The organism is Pseudomonas sp. CP4, from assembly GCF_047758505.1.
Taxonomy (GTDB): Bacteria; Pseudomonadota; Gammaproteobacteria; order Pseudomonadales; family Pseudomonadaceae; genus Aquipseudomonas; species Aquipseudomonas fluorescens_AO.
The window spans coordinates 2,449,062-2,467,727 of the sequence record NZ_CP180489.1 but is presented as its reverse complement, the minus strand read 5'-3'; the positions used below and the strand labels follow the sequence as shown (position 1 = coordinate 2,467,727).

The window sequence follows — 18,666 nt, the reverse complement described above, 5'->3', positions numbered from 1 at the left end:
CTGGCGCTGTGCTATCGTTGCGGCATCATTTCGTTACGCTCCTAGAGAATCCCTGCATGAAGGTGGCCGTCCGGACGACAGAGCGTGTGGTTGCCTGCCAGCGCGCCCTGCTGATCGTTTTGCTCTGGTTGTTGGCGGGCAGCGCCATCGCACAAGCGCAAACCGGGCCGGCCGAGCAACGGGCCAAAGCGGTCACGCAAGTGGTTCTTGGCATCCTCAGTTATGCACGCTGGCCAGTGGAACCGGCGCAGTTGCGCTTGTGCATCATCGGTCCCACCGAATACACCGATGACCTGGTCAAAGGGACCACACAAGCCACTGGTCGGCCGGTGGCGGTGCGTCGTCTGCTGGCGGACAACCCGGGCATCGTCAGCGAATGCGATGCGGTGTACATCGGCAAGCTCACCGCCGATGAACGCAGCCGCCTGTTCGCATCATTGATCGGGCATCCAGTGCTGAGCATCAGCGAAGCGGACGATCAATGCACTGTCGGCAGTCTGTTCTGCCTGCGCGTCGGCGATGAGCAGGTGTCGTTCGAGGTCAATCTCGATTCAGTGGCTCGCAGCGGGGTACGCATTCATCCCAGCGTGCTGCAGTTGTCCCGTCGCAAAGCGGCGGCGCCATGAAGCTGTTCAGCTGGAAGGCTCGCCCGACCTTGGGCTCGGTCATCGGCCGTGGGCATTTGATCGTCGCGCTGGTAGCGGTGGCGATGGCCAGTGTCTCGCTGACCTTGCTGGGCGTGCTGGCGCTGCGGGTGTATGCCGATCACAACCTGCACTTGATCGCCCGTTCGATCAGCTACACCGTCGAAGCGGCCGTGGTGTTCAACGACAAAGCGGCGGCAACCGAGGCGTTGGCGATCATCGCCGCCACCGAAGAGGTGGCGGATGCCCGAGTGCTGGATGCGCAAGGCCAATTGATTGCGCAATGGCAGCGCGCCGAGACCGGCTTGTTCTCCGAGCTGGAAATGCAGATCACCCGCGCCATTCTGGAGAAACCGGTCAGCCTGCCGATCGAACATCAGGATCGCGAAATCGGTCGGGTCCTGCTCATCGGTCACGGCGGCAGCCTGATGCGCTTCCTGCTCAGCGGCCTGGCCGGGATTGTGCTGTGCACCGCGATCAGCGCCTGGGTCGCGCTCTATCTGGCGCGGCGGCAGTTGCGCGCGATCATCGGCCCGTTGCACAGCCTCGCCGCCGTCGCCCACGCCGCCCGCAGTGAGCGAGCGCTGGATCGGCGCGTGCCGCCGGCGCAAATCGCCGAACTGGATAATCTGGGCAACGACTTCAATGCCTTGCTCGGCGAACTCGAGTCGTGGCAAACCCACCTGCAGAACGAAAACCAAACCCTCGCCCACCAAGCGACCCACGACAGCCTCACCGGTTTGCCCAACCGCGCGTTTTTCGAAGGCCGCTTGATGCGCGCCTTGCGCAACGGCAAAAAACACGATGAGCGGGTCGCCGTGCTGTTTCTCGACAGCGACCGCTTCAAAGGTATCAACGATAACTTCGGCCACGCCTCGGGCGACGCAGTGCTGGTGGCGATCGCCAATCGAGTACGAGCGCAATTGCGCGAGGATGATCTGGTCGCGCGGCTGGGCGGCGACGAGTTCGCTGTGTTGCTCGCGCCGCTGCACACCGTGGAAGACGCAGAGCTCATCGCTGACAAGATCCTCGCCAGCATGGACGTGCCGATCACCCTGCCCGGCGATACCAGTGTGGTGACGTCGCTCAGTATCGGCATCGCCGTTTACCCCGATCATGGCGCCACGCCGGGGACTTTACTCAACGCAGCCGACGCCGCGATGTATCAGGCCAAGCGCCTGTCGCGCGGCGCGCAATTCACGGCCGGGTCGGAGCGCCCGGTCGATACCGTTCACACCAGGAGCTGATGCCCGTGTTCACACTTCCCGTTCGACTGTTTTCCGCATTGCTGGTGATCGCCGCGCTGACCCTGAGCGGTTGCCAGAGCGCCCCTCAGAAAGGCCTGACACCGGCGCAGGTCGCCGTGCTCAAACAGCAGGGTTTCGAGTTGACCGACGACGGCTGGGAATTCGGCCTGTCGGGCAAAGTGCTGTTTGGCAGTGACGTCGAAAGCCTGAACGCACCCAGTACGGAAATCGTCGAACGCATCGGCAAGGCGCTGCTCGGCGTGGGTATCGAGCGGGTGCGCGTGGATGGCCATACCGATGCGTCGGGTAAGGAAACTTACAATCAGCAACTGTCCCTGCGTCGGGCCAAGAGCGTCGCCAACGTCCTCGGCACGGTCGGCATGAAGCAGGAGAACATCCAGCTGCAAGGCCTCGGCAGCAGCGAACCCGTGGCCTCCAACGACACCGCAGCGGGGCGCACGGAAAACCGCCGGGTGTCGATTGTGGTCAGCGCCGATTAATCGGCAAAGCGCATCTCCCGCGTTTCCCCCATCAACAACGCCTGATTGCGCTCCGTCACTTCGCGAATGTAATCCCACAACAACGTAATCCGCTTCAACTTGCGCAAATCCTCCCGGCAGTACATCCAGAACTGACGGGTGATGTCGATTTCCTCCGGCAGCACCGGCAGCAATCGCGGGTCCTGTGCGGCGAGGAAGCACGGCAGGATCGCCAGCGAGCGCCCCTGCTGTGCGGCGACGTATTGTGCGATCACGCTGGTGCTGCGCAAGTTTGCGCTGGCGCCGGGCAGCACGTTGGCCAGGTAGAGCAGCTCCGAGCTGAACGCCAGGTCATCCACATAACTGATGAATTGATGCTTGCTCAAGTCGGCCGGGCGGTGGATCGGTGGGTGTTTGTCCAGATAGTCCTGGGTTGCGTACAGCTGCAAGCGGTAGTCGCAGAGTTTGCAGCAGACGTACGGCCCGTGCTCCGGCCGCTCGAGGGCAATGACGATGTCGGCCTCGCGCTTGGACAGGCTGATGAAGTGCGGCAGCGGCAGGATGTCCACCGAGATTGCCGGGTAGGCGTCGACGAAATGGCTCAGTTGCGGGGTGATGAAGAAACTGCCGAAGCCTTCGGTGCAGCCCATGCGCACGTGCCCGGACAGGGCAACGCCAGAGCCTGAGACTTGCTCGCAGGCCATGTGCAGCGTGCTTTCGATCGACTCGGCATAACCGAGCAAGCGCTGGCCTTCGGTGGTCAAGACGAAGCCGCTGGTGCGGGATTTTTCGAACAGCAATGTGCCGAGCGCCGCTTCCAGCGAACTGATCCGCCGCGACACCGTGGTGTAGTCGACGGCCAGGCGTTTGGCGGCGGTGCTGGCCTTGCGGGTGCGGGCGACTTCGAGGAAAAACTTCAGGTCGTCCCAGTTCAGCGAGCCTAGCGAGGTGATGTTTTTTTGCATGATGGACGGGCTTATATGTGCGTTCTTATTAGAAGTTTGCACATCTATACTCCAAAAACAGTCCGACAACCATTCTGGACACACGCCTCATCTCAAGGCGAACCTTTCGCCTTGGCTCCTACGATAAAAACAAGTTCTGGAGACCAGCATGAACGCATCGCTTACGCCCAACGACACCACCCTGCAAAAGGTCAAGCTGCTGATCGACGGCGAATGGATCGAATCGCAGACCACCGAGTGGCACGACATCGTCAACCCGGCCACCCAGCAAGTGCTGGCCAAGGTTCCGTTCGCCACCGCCGCTGAGGTCGATGCCGCTGTCAGCGCCGCCCAGCGTGCTTTCCAGACCTGGAAACTGACCCCGATCGGCGCGCGGATGCGCATCATGCTCAAGCTGCAAGCGCTGATTCGTGAGCATTCCAAACGCATCGCCGTGGTCCTCAGCGCCGAGCAGGGCAAGACCATTGCCGACGCCGAGGGCGATATTTTCCGTGGTCTGGAAGTGGTCGAGCACGCGTGCTCGATCGGCACCCTGCAAATGGGCGAGTTCGCCGAGAACGTCGCCGGCGGCGTCGACACTTACACCCTGCGCCAGCCGATCGGCGTCTGCGCCGGCATCACGCCGTTCAACTTCCCGGCGATGATTCCGCTGTGGATGTTCCCGATGGCAATCGCCTGCGGCAACACCTTCGTGCTCAAGCCCTCGGAGCAGGATCCGCTGTCGACCATGCTGCTGGTGGAGCTGGCGATCGAGGCCGGCGTTCCGGCGGGCGTGCTCAACGTGGTTCACGGCGGCAAGGATGTGGTCGACGGCCTGTGCACGCACAAGGACATCAAAGCCGTGTCTTTCGTCGGCTCGACCGCTGTCGGCACCCACGTGTATGACCTGGCCGGCAAGCATGGCAAACGCGTGCAGTCGATGATGGGCGCGAAAAACCATGCCGTGGTGCTGCCCGATGCCAATCGCGAGCAAGCGCTGAATGCCTTGGTCGGTGCCGGTTTCGGTGCCGCCGGGCAGCGCTGCATGGCCACTTCGGTAGTGGTGCTGGTCGGTGCGGCGAAACAATGGCTGCCGGATCTGAAAGCGCTGGCGCAGAAGCTCAAGGTCAACGCCGGCAGCGAGCCGGGCACCGATGTCGGTCCGGTGATTTCGAAAAAGGCTAAAGCGCGGATTCTCGAACTGATCGAAAGCGGCATCAAGGAAGGCGCCAAGCTTGAACTGGACGGTCGTGACATCAGCGTGCCGGGTTATGAACAAGGCAATTTTGTCGGCCCGACCCTGTTCTCGGGCGTGACCACCGACATGCAGATCTACACCCAGGAAATCTTCGGCCCGGTGCTGGTGGTGCTGGAAGTCGACACGCTTGATCAGGCGATTGCGCTGGTCAACGCCAATCCGTTCGGTAACGGCACCGGCCTGTTCACCCAGAGCGGTGCGGCGGCGCGTAAATTCCAGACTGAAATCGACGTCGGTCAGGTCGGCATCAACATCCCGATTCCAGTGCCGGTGCCGTTCTTCAGCTTCACCGGTTCACGCGGTTCGAAACTCGGCGACCTCGGCCCGTACGGCAAGCAAGTGGTGCAGTTCTACACGCAGACCAAAACGGTCACGGCGCGCTGGTTCGATGACGACAGCGTCAACGACGGCGTGAACACCACCATCAACCTGCGCTGAGGATTCGATCATGAAAATCGCATTTATCGGGCTGGGCAACATGGGCGCGCCGATGGCGCGCAACCTTATCAAGGCCGGCCACTCGTTGAACCTGGTCGACCTGAACAAAACCGTGCTGGCGGAACTCGAGCAACTGGGTGGCACCATCCGCGCTTCGGCGCGCGAGGCGGCGGAAGATGCCGAACTGGTGATCACCATGCTCCCGGCCGCTGTGCATGTGCGCAGTGTCTGGCTGGGGGAAGAGGGCGTGCTCGCCGGCATTCGCCAGGGCGTGCCGGCGGTGGATTGCAGCACCATCGATCCGCAGACCGCCCGCGACGTTGCAGCGGCCGCCGCCAAACACGGCGTGGCCATGGCCGATGCGCCGGTCTCCGGCGGCACTGGCGGTGCGACGGCCGGCACATTGACCTTCATGGTCGGCGCCACGCCGGAGCTGTTCGCCACGCTGCAACCGGTGCTGGCGCAGATGGGCCGCAACATCGTGCATTGCGGTGAAGTCGGCACCGGCCAGATCGCCAAGATCTGCAACAACCTGCTGCTGGCGATTTCGATGGTCGGTGTCAGTGAGGCGATGGCGTTGGGCGATGCGCTGGGGATCGACACCGGCGTGCTGGCCGGGATCATCAACAGCTCGACCGGGCGTTGCTGGAGTTCGGAAATGTACAACCCGTGGCCGGGCATCGTCGAAACGGCGCCGGCTTCGCGCGGTTATACCGGTGGCTTCGGTGCGGAATTGATGCTCAAGGATCTTGGGCTGGCGACGGAAGCGGCGCGGCAGGCGCACCAGCCGGTGGTGCTCGGCGCGGTGGCGCAGCAGTTGTATCAGGCGATGAGCCAGCGCGGTGATGGCGGGAAAGATTTCTCGGCGATCATCAACAGCTATCGCAAGCCGCAGTAATCGCGATCAGCCCTTTGTGGTGAGGGGATTTATCCCCGTTGGGTTGCGCAGCAGCCCCCTGGATTGTGTCAGGCAAACCGAGTGCTCAGGGTTTGCGACTGCTGCGCAGTCGAGCGGGGATGAATCCCCTCGCCACGGGTTTTAGCAACGCCGGGACATTTGCCGGGAAATCACGTCGGGTGATTTCCCGGCTTTTTTGCATCAGGCGAAGACGAAATATTTGCGCACGGTCTCCACAACTTCCCACGTGCCCTTCATGCCTGGCTCAACCACGAAGATATCGCCGGCGCGCAGGTGGATCGGCGCCATGCCGTCCGGGGTGATCACGCAGTAGCCTTCTTGGAAATGGCAGTATTCCCACTTCACATAATCGACCCGCCACTTGCCCGGCGTGCAGATCCACGTGCCCATGATCTTGCTGCCGTCTTCGCTGGTGTAGGCATTGAGGTTGACGGTGTGCGGGTCGCCTTCGAGTTTTTCCCACTTGCAGGCGTCGAGTACCGGCAGCGGGTGAGTGTCGCGCAAAACGGTGATAGGGGCGGTCGCGGTCATGAGGACTCCGGGCAAGTAGACTTGAGAAATGAAGTCGCACCCTATAGCGCCCGGTTGCCGCTCAGTTGTCTGGGGTCGACATCGGAGTGCTCAGAAACGCGCGCAGCGCTGAGCGCTTGTAACAGTGCCTGGGCATAACCCGGCAGCGCGCCGAAGTCTCTCGCACAGAGCAATAACCTGCGGCGCGCCCACGGCTCATTCAGAGTCACGCACTTGAACCGCTCCAGCGTCGCGCGTTGGACAGCAGCCAAGGGCACGATGGCCAGTCCGGCGCCATGGGCGACCATGCGCATCGCGCCATCAAAGCCATCGGCGCGAATGCGCACCTGCATTCGCGCGCCGCTGTGCAGCGCCTGTTCTTCCAGATAAATCGCCAGTGCGCTGTCGGCGCCGAGTCCGACAAAGTCGTGCTGCAGCGCGTCGCTGAAACTGACCTCGGCGGCGTCAGACAACGGGTGATCGAGCGGCAGAATCAGCACCAGCGGATCGTCGCGAAACGCCTGAGTCTGTAGGCCGTTGGTGTCGACCGCGTCGGACACAATCCCCAGATCCGCTGCGCCTTCGCGCAAGGCATGGGTGATCCGCGCGCTGGGCAGTTCCTGTAGATCGATGTCGAGATTGGGATGGCTGCGCAGGAAGTCCGCGAGCAGTTCCGGCAGGTACTCGGTGATCGCCGTGGTGTTGCACAACAGCCGCACCTGGCCTTTGACGCCATGCGCGTAATCGGCCAGATCCTGCTGCATGCGTTCGGCCTGTTGCAAAAGGATCCGCGCATGGCGGGCGAGGGCTTTGCCGGCCGGAGTCGGGGTAACGCCACGGCGGCCGCGCTCGAGGAATTCAGCGCCGAGTGAGGCTTCCATTGCGCGGATTCGAGCGCTGGCGGCGGCGAGGGACAAATGGCTGCGCGCGGCGCCGGCGGTGATGTTGCCGGTGTCGAGGACGTGCAGGTAGAGGCGCAGGTCGGTGAGGTCGAAGTGCATGGGGTTTGCCTCTGGTTTGAGGTGGCTGGGCTGGCCCTTTCGCGAGCAGGCTCGCTCCCACAAGGACGCATGTACAGCGCAGACCCCGTGTGGGAGCGAGCCTGCTCGCGAAGAGGCCAAACGCCTCAACGCCTATATAAGCCTCTTGCAAAGCAAGAGGCTGCCTCAGTATATGGCAGATTTCCCCCCAGCCCGGATCAGTGCACATTATCACAATGCACACGCTAATCGACTTCTACCAAACCCTCGGCCTGGCCCTGTCTTTACTGGTCATCGCTACCTTCATGCTCGCCGGCACGGTCAAAGGCGTGATCGGTCTCGGCCTGCCCACTGTCGCCATGGGCCTGCTCGGTCTGGCTATGGCGCCGTCGCAGGCTGCCGCGTTGTTGATTATTCCGGCGACCCTTACCAACCTCTGGCAGCTGAGCTTCGGCGGCCATCTGAAAAGCTTGCTCAAACGCCTCTGGCCCGTGCTGCTGATGATCTTCCTTGGCACCGGCATCGGCACCCTGTGGATCGGCCTGTCCGGCGGACATTGGGTGGTGCGTGGACTTGGCGCGGCGCTGTTGCTGTATGCATTGAGCGGACTGTTTCTGCCGACTTTGCACGTCAACCCGCGTCATGAGCGCTGGCTCGGCCCGCTGTGTGGTCTGATCACCGGCGTCATCACCTCTGCCACCGGCGTCTTCGTGATTCCGGCGGTGCCGTACCTGCAAGCACTGGGGCTGAGTCGCGATGAACTGGTGCAGGCCCTCGGTCTGTCCTTCACGGTTTCGACCCTGGCGCTGGCGCTCGGGCTGCTCTGGCACGGCGCACTCGGCGGTGGCGAATTGAGCGCCTCGCTGCTGGCGCTGATCCCGGCCATGCTCGGCATGTGGCTCGGTCAGTGGCTGCGTCAGCGCATCAGTGCGGTGCTGTTCAAGCGCGTGTTCTTTATCGGACTGGGCGCGCTCGGCGCCCATTTGCTGATCAGCGGCTAGCCGAGGATTCGCTGAGCATGTCGATCGGGCGGATATCGAAATCGCGCTCCAGATACTCCATCCGTTTGGCGAAGAACGCTTTCATGTGCGGCAACGCTGAGTGCACATCCAGATGCGCCTGGCTTGCCCAGATTTCGTAGAAGATAAACAGCGTCGGATCTTCCTTGTCGCGCAGCATGTGGTACTCGATGCAACCCGGTTCGGCGCGGCTCGGCTCGACATAGGCGCGGAACAGCGCTTCGAACTCGGCGGCTTTTTCCGGGCGGGTCTTGGCGTGCAGGATGAAACCCTGGCGTTCACTCATCACAACGTCCTCGAATGCAGAAAGCGCCAAATGCTACGGCAACAATTGCGTGTCGATTCGTGCGTTTTGATCAAATGTATTTTGCGCCGACGTGGCTGTTTCCGCGCGAGATCGATGGTTAATCTGCCGCCATTCCAATTCCTGTTTCAATCCAGCCTCAAAGGCTGCGCCGAGGTTTTTCGATGAAAAAAGTCCTGCTGCTCAATGGCGGTAAAAAATTCGCCCACTCCGATGGTCGCTACAACACCACCCTGCACGAGACCGCGCTGAGCGTGCTCGATCGCGGCGGCGTCGACGTCAAGACCACGTTTATCGACGAGGGCTACGACGTTGCCGAAGAAGTGGCGAAATTCCTCTGGGCCGACGTGATCATTTATCAGATGCCGGGCTGGTGGATGGGCGCGCCGTGGACGGTGAAAAAGTACATCGACGAAGTCTTCACCGAAGGCCACGGCAGCCTCTACGCCAGCGACGGTCGCACCCGTTCCGATGCTTCGCAGAAGTACGGCAGTGGCGGTCTGCTTCAGGGCAAGCAATACATGCTGTCGCTGACCTGGAACGCGCCGCAGCAAGCCTTCGATGACCCGACGGATTTCTTCGAAGCCAAAGGCGTGGACGCGGTGTACTTCCCGTTCCACAAGGCCAACGAGTTTCTGGGCATGACCGCGTTGCCGACCTTCCTCTGCGTCGACGTGATGAAGCGTCCGAACATCGAGAACGATGTGGCGCGTTATGAGCAGCATCTGACTGAGGTGTTTGGCCTCAAGGCCTGATGGGTTTCGGGCTACTATCCGGGTAACAGCAAAAGATCGCAGCCTTCGGCAGCTCCTACAGTGGGCATGGCGACAGGCTGCGATCGGCGATTCCAGCGAGGACACCCGTGAAAGCCAGATCCGATGAGTTGCAGATTTTCGTCTGCGTAATCGAATGCGGTTCGATATCCGCCGCCGCCGAGCAGTTGGGGCAGACGCCGTCGGCCGTCAGTCGCACGTTATCGAAGCTCGAAGCCAAGCTCGACACCACGCTGATCAACCGCACCACGCGGCGCATGGACCTGACCGAGGAGGGCAAGTATTTCTTCGAACAGGCCAAGCTGATTCTCGATCAGATGGAGCAACTCGAAGAACGCCTGTCTTCGCGCCAGCAAACTCCCTCCGGACGCCTGCGCATCAACGCCGCCTCGCCGTTCATGCTCCACGCCATCGTCCCCTACATCGACGAATTCCGGCAGCTGTATCCGGACATTCAGCTCGAACTCAACAGCAATGACCTGATCATTGACCTGCTGGAACAAAGCACCGACGTCGCCATCCGCATCGGCACCCTCGCCGATTCGACGCTGCACGCGCGTTCGCTCGGTTGCAGTCCGTTATTGATCGTCGCCAGCCCTTCGTACCTGAAAAAACACGGTGCGCCCCGGCAGGTCGCAGACCTGAGTGAACACACGCTGCTCGGCTTCACCCACAACGAAGGCCTCAACCAATGGCCGCTGCGCTATGTGCACGGCGACCGCTGGCCGATTAACCCGGCGATCAGCGCCTCCAGCGGCGAGACCGTTCGCCATTTGGTGCTGGAAGGGCAGGGCATCGCTTGTCTGTCGCACTTCATGACCATCGACGATATTCGCGCCGGACGCCTGAAAGTCCTGCTCGGCGAATTCAACAGCGGCTACCGCCAGCCGATCAACGCCGTGTACTACCGCAACTCGCAACTGGCGTTGCGCATCCAGTGCTTCCTCGACTTTATCCAGAGCAAACTCGCCGCCTACGCAAGCGCCGAATTCAAGGGCTGATTCGTGATCCCTAAGCAAGAGTGAATTGGCCGAGAGCGGGTTTTTCGCCTGAGTTCATCGGCCGATACTCGCTGCATCACTTATTCACGCAGGGAGTTACTCCATGAACGTATTCGTTACCGGCGCTGCCGGTTTTATCGGCGGTTCCATCGCCACCGGCCTGGTGCAGGCCGGGCACACAGTTACGGGTCTGGTGCGCAGCGCGGAGCAGGCGGATGAGCTGAAAGCATTGGGCATGCATGCGGTGATCGGCACCCTCGATGACAGCCAATTGCTGGCGCAACAGGCGCGTGCTGCCGACGCGGTGATCAACGCTGCCAGCAGCGATCATCGCGGTGCGGTGGAAGCGTTGCTCGATGCTTTGCGCGGCTCGGATAAAGTCTTTCTGCACACCAGCGGTTCGAGCATTGTCGGCGATGCCTCCGGCGGCAAATCCAGCGATGTCATCTATTACGAAGACAATCTGCCGGAACCGACCGTCGATAAGGCGGCGCGCGTGGCCATCGACAACCTCGTGCTCGCGGCGGCGCAGGATGGCGTGAACTCGGCTGTGATCTGCAACACCCTGATCTACGGCCACAGCCTGGGCGTCAACCGCGACAGCGTGCAACTGCCGCGACTGCTGAAACAGGCGCGCAAGAGCGGCGTGGTGCGCCACGTCGGGACAGGGCAGAACATCTGGTCCAACGTGCACATCGAAGACGTCGTCGCCCTGTATCTGTTGGCGCTGACCAAGAACGTGCCGGGCACTTTCTACTTCGTGGAAAGCGGAGAAGCCTCGTTCATCGACATGACCACCGCCATGGCCGAAGCCCTCAACCTGGGCAAGCCGCAAGACTGGCCACTGCAAGACGCCGAAGCGGAATGGGGCTATGAAATGGCCAACTACGGCCTCGGCTCCAACAGCCGAGTACGCGGCAAACACGCCCGCGAGCTGCTGGGCTGGGCACCGAAACGCACGTCGGTGGTTGAATGGATTCGTAACGAAATGGTGTGAGTCCAGCGCGCACCGAGTGAAGCCATTCGCGAGCAGGCTCGCTTCCACAGGTTGACCGCGTTCTGCCTGAAAGAATGCAGTCCAAACTGTGGGAGCGAGCCTGCTCGCGAATGCGGTGGGTCAGCCAATGAAGATGTCGGATGTGATGACGCCTTCGCGAGCAAGCCCGCTCCCACCGGTTGACCGCATTCTGCCTGGAGGAAGGTGATCAAAAACTGTAGGAGTGAGCCTGCCCGCGATAGCGTCGTGTCAGTCAAATGATCTCGTTTTGACCCACCGCAATCGCAAGCAGGCTCACTCCTACAGGTTGAACGCGGTCTGCCTGAAGGAATGCGATCAAAATGTGGGAGCGGGCTTGCTCGCGAAAGCGTCGTGTCAGTCAAATGATCTCGTTTTGACCCACCGCAATCGCGAGCAGGCTCACTCCCACAGGTTGAACGCGGTCTGCCTGAAGGAAATGCGATCAAAATGTGGGAGCGGGCTTGCTCGCGAAAGCGGCGGGTCAGGCAATGAAGATGTTGAATGTGAAGCCGGCTTCGCGAGCAAGCTCGCTCCCACAGATGACCGCGGTCTGCCTGAAGGAATGCGATCAAAATGTGGGAGCGGGCTTGCTCGCGAAGGCGGCGGGTCAGGCAATGAAGATGTTGGATGTGACGCCGCCTTCGCGAGCAAGCTCGCTCCCACAGATGACCGCGGTCTGCCTGAAGGAAATGCGATCAAAATGTGGGAGCGGGCTTGCTCGCGAAAGCGGTGGCCCAGGCAATGAAGATGTTGAATGTGAAGCCGTCTTCGCGAGCCGGCTCGCTCCCACAGGGTTATGTGGTGATCTGGAAAGCCATGAAAATCCCGCCCTCCGATTTTCATTAATCACGACACGCCATACCCACCAGCGACACGTCTTGTCTCTCCACGAAAATTACTTTCATGTGGTTTGAAATCTCTTTCTCGAAATGATTTATGAGTTTCACAACCCATTCGAACGTGACCCTTTCGAGGAGTACCGCATGACGCCTTCCTTCGGCTATTGGCTGCTGGTCTATGCCGCCGTGGCCATCATCGCGCTGATCGTGTTGATCGCCCGTTACCGGCTCAATCCGTTCATTGTCATCACCCTGATTTCCCTGGGCCTGGCGCTGGTGGCCGGGATGCCGCCGTCGGCGGTGGTCGGTGCGTATGAGGCTGGCGTCGGCAAGACGCTGGGGCATATTGCGCTGGTGGTGGCGTTGGGGACGATGCTCGGGAAGATGATGGCCGAGTCCGGTGGGGCCGAGCAGATGGCGCGCACGCTGATCGAAAGGTTCGGTGAGAAGAACGCGCATTGGGCGATGGTCTGCATCGCGTTTCTGGTCGGCTTGCCGCTGTTCTTTGAAGTCGGTTTCGTCTTGCTGGTGCCCATCGCTTTCACCGTGGCCCGCCGCGTTGGCGTGTCGATTCTGATGGTCGGGCTGCCAATGGTGGCCGGCCTTTCGGTGGTGCATGCGCTGGTGCCGCCGCACCCGGCGGCGATGCTCGCGGTGCAGGCCTATCAGGCCTCGGTCGGGCAGACCTTGCTGTACGCGATCGCGATCGGCATTCCGACCTCAATCATCGCCGGCCCGCTGTACGCCAAGTTCATCGTGCCGCGCATTCAATTGCCGGCGGACAACCCGCTGGAAAAGCAATTTCTCGACCGCGAACCGCGCGACAAACTGCCGGGTTTCGGCATTACGATGGCGACCATTCTGCTGCCGGTGGTGCTGATGCTGATCGGCGGCTGGGCCAACCTGATTTCCACCCCCGGCAGCGCGTTCAATCAATTCCTGCTGTTCATCGGCAACTCGGTGATCGCGCTGTTGCTGGCGACCTTGCTGAGCTTCTGGACGCTAGGCATCGCACAGGGTTTCAACCGCGAATCGATCCTCAAGTTCACCAACGAATGCCTCGCGCCCACCGCCAGCATCACCTTGCTGGTCGGCGCGGGCGGCGGCTTGAACCGGATTCTGGTGGATGCCGGCGTCACCGATCAGATCGTTGGCCTCGCCCATGAATTTCACCTGTCGCCGCTGATCATGGGCTGGTTGTTCGCCGCGCTGATGCGTGTCGCCACCGGTTCGGCAACCGTGGCGATGACCACCGCATCGGGCGTTGTCGCGCCGGTGGCCATCGGTCTGGGTTATCCACACCCTGAGCTTTTAGTGCTGGCGACCGGCGCAGGCTCGGTTATCTTTTCCCACGTCAACGACGGCGGCTTCTGGTTGATCAAGGAATACTTCAACATGACGGTCGCGCAGACGTTCAAGACCTGGACCGTGCTCGAGACGCTGATCTCGCTGGTCGCGTTCGCGCTGACCGTCGGCCTTTCCTATCTGCTGTAACCGGAGCCCGCCGCCCATGGACATCCTCTACCAGATCCGCGCCCGCCAGGATTCCTTCAGCGCCGGCGAGGGCCGCATTGCGCGGTTGATGCTCGACGATGTCGGGTTTGCCGCCAGCGCCAGCCTCGAAGACCTCGCACAACGGGCCGAGGTCAGCACCGCCACGCTGTCGCGCTTTGCCCGCACGGTCGGCTGCCGTGACCTGCGTGATCTGCGCCTGCAACTGGCCCAGGCCAGCGGCGTTGGCAGCCGTTTTCTCGACCCGGCGGGCACGCCCGAGCAGTCGGCGTTTTACGGGCAGATCGTCGGCGACATCGAAACCACGCTGCGCCAGCATCTGGCTGGTTTCGACGAATCGCGCTTCGCCGACGCAGTGAAATTACTCAGCCAGGCGCGGATGATTCACGCGTTCGGCATGGGCGGTTGCTCGACCCTGTGCAGCGATGAATTGCAGGTGCGCCTGGTGCGCCTCGGTTACCCGATTGCGGTGTGTCATGACGCGGTGATGATGCGCGTCACCGCCGCCAGTCTGAACGCCGAGCAAGTGCTGATCGTCTGCTCGCTGACCGGCATCACCCCGGAGCTTTTGGAAACCGTGGAGCTGGCGCGCAACTACGGCGCGCGCATTCTCGCCATCACTCGCGGCGATTCACCACTGGCCGAACTGGCCGACGTCGTCCTGCCGCTGCAAGGCGCGGAAACCTCGTTCATCTACAAACCGACGGCGGCGCGCTACGGCATGCTGCTGGCCATTGACGTGCTCGCCACCGAGCTGGCGCTGGCCAGCCCTGAAGACAATCAAGAACGTCTGCGGCGAATCAAACTCGCCCTCGACGAATACCGTGGCGGCGACGATCACCTGCCGCTGGGAGACTGACATGCAGTACGACATCCTGATCCGCAACGCGCTGGTCATCGACGGCAGCAACACGCCGGGCTACCGCGCAGACGTGGCGATTCTCAATGGTCGCATCGAGCGCATCGGCGACCTGCACGATGCTCGCGCCAGCGAAGAAATCGACGCCGCCGGCCGGGTGCTGGCGCCGGGTTTCATCGACGTGCACACCCACGACGACACCGTGGTCATCCGCCAGCCCGAGATGCTGCCCAAGCTCAGCCAGGGCGTGACCACGGTGATTGTCGGCAACTGCGGCATCAGCGCTTCGCCGGTCACTTTGAAGGGCAATCCGCCGGATCCGATGAACCTGCTCGGCAGCGCAGCGGCGTTCGTCTACCCGCGTTTCAGCGACTACCGCGCCGCCGTCGAAGCGGCCAATACCACGCTGAATGTCGCCGCGCTGGTTGGCCACACGGCGCTGCGCAGCAATCACCTCGACGACTTGTTCCGCACCGCAACGCCCGAAGAAATCACCGCGATGCGTGAGCAGTTGCGCGAAAGCCTTGAGGCCGGCGCGTTGGGCTTATCCACAGGCCTGGCCTACGCCAGCGCCTTCAACGCCTCGACCGATGAAGTCATGCAACTGACCGAAGAACTGACGGCGTTCGGCGCGGTGTACACCACCCATCTGCGCAGCGAATTCGCCCCGGTGTTGGAGGCGATGGACGAAGCATTTCAGATCGGCCGACACGCGCAATCGCCGGTGATCATTTCCCACCTCAAATGCGCCGGCGTCGGTAACTGGGGACGCAGTCCGCAATTGCTCGCAGCGCTGGAAGAGGCAGCGAAAACCCATCCGGTCGGCTGCGATTGCTACCCGTACGCGGCGAGTTCTTCGACGCTGGATTTGAAGCAAGTCACCGACGCCCACCGCATCACCATCACCTGGTCCACGCCGCACCCGGAAGTCAGCGGGCGCGACCTGATCGACATTGCTGGCGAATGGAAGCTGTCGCTGGAAGAAACCGCGAAACGTCTGCAACCGGCGGGCGCGGTCTACTACGGCATGGACGAGGCCGATGTCAGAAGAATCCTCGCCCATCCGCTTTCGATGGTCGGCTCTGACGGACTGCCCGAAGACCCGTTTCCGCATCCACGCCTGTGGGGCGCTTTCCCACGGGTGCTCGGCCATTTCAGTCGCGACGTCGGCCTGTTTCCACTGCACACCGCCGTGCACAAGATGACCGGCCTGTCGGCGGCGCGTTTTGGCTTGCAGGAACGCGGCGAGATTCGTGAAGGACATTGGGCGGATCTGGTGTTGTTCGATCCGGCGACCGTGCGTGACGTGGCCGATTTCAACGATCCGCAGCGGGCGGCGCAGGGGATCGACGGGGTTTGGGTCAACGGCGTGTTGAGTTATCGCGACGGGCAGGCGAATGGGGCGAGGGCAGGGCGGTTTCTTGCGCGACAGGGCGACCTGCGCGACAACTTTCGTTAAGGATTCGTGGTTTGCGTCACAGTGATGGCACATTGCGATTAAAGAAAGCCATCCACAAGCCGATTTGCTGACATCCTCCCCGTCTACACTGTGGGGCCAATCAGTCAGGGAGCACCCCATGAGCTTCGGCAAAACCACCCCGATCCTGCGGATCTTCGATGAGGCCAAGGCTGTCGAGTTCTACGTCGATTTTCTCGGTTTCAAGATCGACTGGCAGCATCGCTTCGAAGCGAATTTTCCGCTGTATCTGCAGGTGTCACGGGGCGAGTGTGTGCTGCATCTGTCCGAGCATCACGGCGATGCCTGCCCGGGTTCGGCGCTGCGTATCGAGACCGATGAGCTGGAGGCGTTTCAGCAGCAACTGATGGCCAAGGATTACCAGTTCTCGCATCCGCAGATTCAGGCGATGCCTTGGGGCAGTCAGGACATGACGATTGCCGATCCGTTTGGCAATCGGTTGGTGTTTACCAATGCGATCAGTCTTTGACTTGAACGCCTGGCGCGACCTGACCTCTTGGAATTGCCCGCAGGCATCAGTAACACTTGCGGGCGCTCACCTCATTCCGTCGGCACCAACCGATCCAGCACCCGATTCACCGCCATCTCCGCCACCATCACAATCTGCGCGATGCCCTGCAACGTCTTGCGCTGCGAGCCGTTCACCAGCCCTGCCTGATCGTTGAGCATCACCGTCGCCGAGCCCAGGGTTTCGCAGGCGTCGGCCAGCAGCGATTCGTTGTCGGCCTCGGGATTGGCCATGTACAGCGTGTTGGACTTGTAGGGCGGGGCCATGAATTCAGCGCTGGACGGGCCGAGGTAATGGTCGAGGGCGCGGTCGGCGGCTTCGTGGAATTTCTTCGAGTCGGCGGATTCGTAGGGGGATGCCGGGTCGGTGGTTGGCGGGTTTGGGGTTACTTTGAACATGAATGCTTGCCTCTTATGAAGCTGCATCCGTTTCGCCGCTAAGCAAAGGGAGGCAGCTGTGCGCAAGTTAGCGGACCGGTAAGCATTCAACCCGGTGCATCCGAAGATGCCATGCACACAGCCACCATCGAGTGCAGGCGTGAGCCTGACCGGATTGGACTTGTACAACCGGAATGCTGTCCGAGCCGCTAAGCTCGATCACTGAGAAATCAGTGACCGAATCAAGTTACCGGCAGGCCCCAAGGCGCACAAGCCGGCGGATTCTGGCGCAGGCGTAGGCAGCGGCGCAAGGAATTGTGGGTGGTTTCGCGGAATGCTGGGCGGTTTTAAACAGTCGAAGGGCGTCGTGTTTATTGCGCGATGTATCTGGCGGAAATTTACGGCGCTGCCGATGACGCCATCGCTGGCAAGCCAGCTCCCACAGTGTCCGAGTTGATCACTATATCTGTGGCTTGCACCGAACCTGTGGGAGCTGGCTTGCCAGCGATAGGGCCATCAGCATCACCGCCGATTCCGCAACCGAAACTCCCCCGGCGGCATCCCGCGCCAGCTCTTGAAGGTGCGATGAAACGAGCGCGGTTCGGTGAAACCCAGGTACTGCGCAATGTCCTGAATCGGCAACGTGCTGTTGAGCAAATAGTGCTCCGCCAGTTCCTTACGCAGCTCATCAAGAATCTGCTGATACGACGTCCCGACGTGCTGCAATTGCCGCTGCAACGTGCGCACCGAGACGCTGAGCTGTTCGGCCACTTGCTCCTTGCGCGGCAGGCCCTCCTTGAGCAATCCGCGCAGGATGTTTTTCACCTGTTGCGCCAGCGACACATCCTCCAGCGTCGCCAGCAAACCCATCGCGTGTTCTTCCAGGGTTCGCAGCAATTGCGCATCGGCCTGGCGCAGCGGCAACTGCAAATACGCCACCGGCACGACCAGCGCCGAATACGCCTGATCGAACCGCACCGGGCAACCGAAAAACGCCTCGTACTCGGCCTGCGTGACCTCATCCGGCCGCCCATGCTCCAGCCATACGCAGGCCGGCGGCAGCTGCGTGTCGGCGATCCAGCGCGCGTAGTGCAGCCACGAACCGAGCACGTTCTCCACCAGATGCCGACGAATCCGTGGCCGCTGGTAGCGGCAGCTCCAGATCAGATGCACGTGCTCGCCCTGCACCTCGGCGCGGCTGACGCCCATGTCGCCGACGAGTTTTTCGAACGGCATGATCCGGCTCATCGCATCGCCCAACGTCGCGCAATTCATGGTGATGTAACCAAGCACGCTCCACGAATTGGGCAGGACGAAATTCGCCGCATGCAGGCCGAACAACCCATCGCCGGAGTGCTCGCAGAAATAATCCAGCAAGCGCTCGTGAACCTCACCCGGCAGGCGCAAGGTGTTGTCGCTCAACTGCTGCGCCTGCAACCCGGCCGCCGCCAACGCAGGCTCGATGGCCATGCCCAACTGTTCGGCATGACGCAGGTATTTGAGCAGCGGCGGAACGGAAGTGAAGCCGAGCGATGGCATGGTCGCGGTCCTTTGATCGAC

At 61.7% G+C, this 18,666-nt stretch carries 20 protein-coding genes; 14 read left to right on the top strand and 6 right to left on the bottom strand.

What is annotated here, in order from left to right; translation table 11 throughout:
• The first annotated feature begins 56 nt into the window (after window positions 1-56).
• Genes ACMYUN_RS11080 through ACMYUN_RS11070 form a run of 3 tightly spaced genes read left to right on the top strand, consistent with a single transcriptional unit; the run spans window position 57 to window position 2,391 of the window.
• Window positions 57-626 (top strand): YfiR family protein, encoded by a 570-nt coding sequence (locus tag ACMYUN_RS11080; RefSeq protein ID WP_130000073.1) that lies wholly within the window; start codon window positions 57-59, stop codon window positions 624-626.
• Window positions 623-1,891, top strand: a complete 1,269-nt coding sequence (locus tag ACMYUN_RS11075) for a diguanylate cyclase domain-containing protein (protein ID WP_415763706.1) — start codon at window positions 623-625, stop codon at window positions 1,889-1,891. Before ACMYUN_RS11080 ends, ACMYUN_RS11075 begins: the two co-directional genes overlap by 4 nt.
• Complete coding sequence (locus ACMYUN_RS11070) at window positions 1,891-2,391, top strand: OmpA family protein (protein WP_415763705.1); 501 nt, start codon at window positions 1,891-1,893, stop codon at window positions 2,389-2,391. Before ACMYUN_RS11075 ends, ACMYUN_RS11070 begins: the two co-directional genes overlap by 1 nt.
• On the opposite strand, the gene ACMYUN_RS11065 is transcribed toward ACMYUN_RS11070, so the two are convergent.
• Entirely contained in the window at window positions 2,388-3,335 is a 948-nt protein-coding gene (locus ACMYUN_RS11065; protein ID WP_415763704.1) for a LysR family transcriptional regulator, read from the bottom strand. The two genes, ACMYUN_RS11070 and ACMYUN_RS11065, sit on opposite strands and share 4 nt — an antisense overlap.
• A 148-nt stretch (window positions 3,336-3,483) precedes the next feature.
• On the opposite strand from ACMYUN_RS11065, the gene ACMYUN_RS11060 reads away from it, so the two are divergent.
• Both ACMYUN_RS11060 and mmsB read left to right on the top strand, forming a co-directional pair.
• The gene (locus ACMYUN_RS11060) at window positions 3,484-5,010 is read left to right on the top strand and encodes a CoA-acylating methylmalonate-semialdehyde dehydrogenase (protein ID WP_415763702.1); all 1,527 of its coding nucleotides are present in this window, start codon (window positions 3,484-3,486) and stop codon (window positions 5,008-5,010) included.
• A 10-nt stretch (window positions 5,011-5,020) separates the two neighbouring features.
• Window positions 5,021-5,908 (top strand): 3-hydroxyisobutyrate dehydrogenase, encoded by an 888-nt coding sequence (mmsB, locus tag ACMYUN_RS11055; RefSeq protein ID WP_016770578.1) that lies wholly within the window; start codon window positions 5,021-5,023, stop codon window positions 5,906-5,908.
• Between the two features lie 201 nt (window positions 5,909-6,109).
• On the opposite strand, the gene ACMYUN_RS11050 is transcribed toward mmsB, so the two are convergent.
• Together ACMYUN_RS11050 and ACMYUN_RS11045 are read right to left on the bottom strand one after the other, a co-directional pair.
• Window positions 6,110-6,460, bottom strand: a complete 351-nt coding sequence (locus ACMYUN_RS11050) for a cupin domain-containing protein (protein WP_016770579.1) — start codon at window positions 6,458-6,460, stop codon at window positions 6,110-6,112.
• A gap of 41 nt (window positions 6,461-6,501) precedes the next feature.
• Entirely contained in the window at window positions 6,502-7,440 is a 939-nt protein-coding gene (locus ACMYUN_RS11045) for a LysR family transcriptional regulator (protein WP_415763701.1), read from the bottom strand.
• A gap of 215 nt (window positions 7,441-7,655) precedes the next feature.
• Here ACMYUN_RS11045 and ACMYUN_RS11040 point away from each other — a divergent pair, with 215 nt between their 5' ends.
• A complete protein-coding gene (locus tag ACMYUN_RS11040) occupies window positions 7,656-8,420 on the top strand; it encodes a sulfite exporter TauE/SafE family protein (protein WP_415763700.1) in 765 nt (254 codons plus the stop codon).
• Here ACMYUN_RS11040 and ACMYUN_RS11035 read toward each other — a convergent pair.
• Window positions 8,410-8,724: a putative quinol monooxygenase gene (locus ACMYUN_RS11035; RefSeq protein ID WP_042608813.1), complete on the bottom strand. Its 315-nt coding sequence runs from the start codon at window positions 8,722-8,724 to the stop codon at window positions 8,410-8,412. The genes ACMYUN_RS11040 and ACMYUN_RS11035 overlap by 11 nt on opposite strands.
• A 182-nt stretch (window positions 8,725-8,906) precedes the next feature.
• Between ACMYUN_RS11035 and ACMYUN_RS11030 the strand changes: the two genes are divergently transcribed.
• The 8 genes from ACMYUN_RS11030 (at window position 8,907) to ACMYUN_RS10995 (ending at window position 16,690) form a co-directional block, all read left to right on the top strand.
• The gene (locus ACMYUN_RS11030) at window positions 8,907-9,497 is read left to right on the top strand and encodes an NAD(P)H-dependent oxidoreductase (protein WP_415763699.1); all 591 of its coding nucleotides are present in this window, start codon (window positions 8,907-8,909) and stop codon (window positions 9,495-9,497) included.
• A gap of 107 nt (window positions 9,498-9,604) precedes the next feature.
• A complete protein-coding gene (locus ACMYUN_RS11025; RefSeq protein WP_415763698.1) occupies window positions 9,605-10,516 on the top strand; it encodes a LysR substrate-binding domain-containing protein in 912 nt (303 codons plus the stop codon).
• Between the two features lie 103 nt (window positions 10,517-10,619).
• Window positions 10,620-11,513: an NAD-dependent epimerase/dehydratase family protein gene (locus ACMYUN_RS11020; RefSeq protein WP_415763697.1), complete on the top strand. Its 894-nt coding sequence runs from the start codon at window positions 10,620-10,622 to the stop codon at window positions 11,511-11,513.
• A 482-nt stretch (window positions 11,514-11,995) separates the two neighbouring features.
• A complete protein-coding gene (locus ACMYUN_RS11015; protein ID WP_415763696.1) occupies window positions 11,996-12,448 on the top strand; it encodes a hypothetical protein in 453 nt (150 codons plus the stop codon).
• Window positions 12,449-12,517: 69 nt separating this feature from the next.
• Window positions 12,518-13,867 carry a GntP family permease gene (locus tag ACMYUN_RS11010; RefSeq protein WP_415763695.1) on the top strand — a complete coding sequence of 450 codons (1,350 nt, stop codon included), beginning with the start codon at window positions 12,518-12,520 and terminating at the stop codon, window positions 13,865-13,867.
• A gap of 16 nt (window positions 13,868-13,883) precedes the next feature.
• Window positions 13,884-14,744, top strand: a complete 861-nt coding sequence (locus tag ACMYUN_RS11005; RefSeq protein WP_042608818.1) for a MurR/RpiR family transcriptional regulator — start codon at window positions 13,884-13,886, stop codon at window positions 14,742-14,744.
• 1 nt (window position 14,745) lies between these two features.
• Window positions 14,746-16,203, top strand: a complete 1,458-nt coding sequence (locus ACMYUN_RS11000; protein WP_415763694.1) for an N-acyl-D-amino-acid deacylase family protein — start codon at window positions 14,746-14,748, stop codon at window positions 16,201-16,203.
• Between the two features lie 118 nt (window positions 16,204-16,321).
• Window positions 16,322-16,690 carry a glyoxalase superfamily protein gene (locus tag ACMYUN_RS10995; protein ID WP_039759638.1) on the top strand — a complete coding sequence of 123 codons (369 nt, stop codon included), beginning with the start codon at window positions 16,322-16,324 and terminating at the stop codon, window positions 16,688-16,690.
• 71 nt (window positions 16,691-16,761) lie between these two features.
• Here the strand turns inward: ACMYUN_RS10995 and ACMYUN_RS10990 are convergent, their stop codons facing one another.
• Window positions 16,762-17,127, bottom strand: coding sequence for a DUF6124 family protein (locus tag ACMYUN_RS10990; protein ID WP_041477886.1), 366 nt, complete (start codon window positions 17,125-17,127; stop codon window positions 16,762-16,764).
• A 501-nt stretch (window positions 17,128-17,628) separates the two neighbouring features.
• A complete protein-coding gene (locus ACMYUN_RS10985) occupies window positions 17,629-18,645 on the bottom strand; it encodes an AraC family transcriptional regulator (RefSeq protein WP_415763693.1) in 1,017 nt (338 codons plus the stop codon).
• Between the last annotated feature and the right edge of the window lie 21 nt (window positions 18,646-18,666).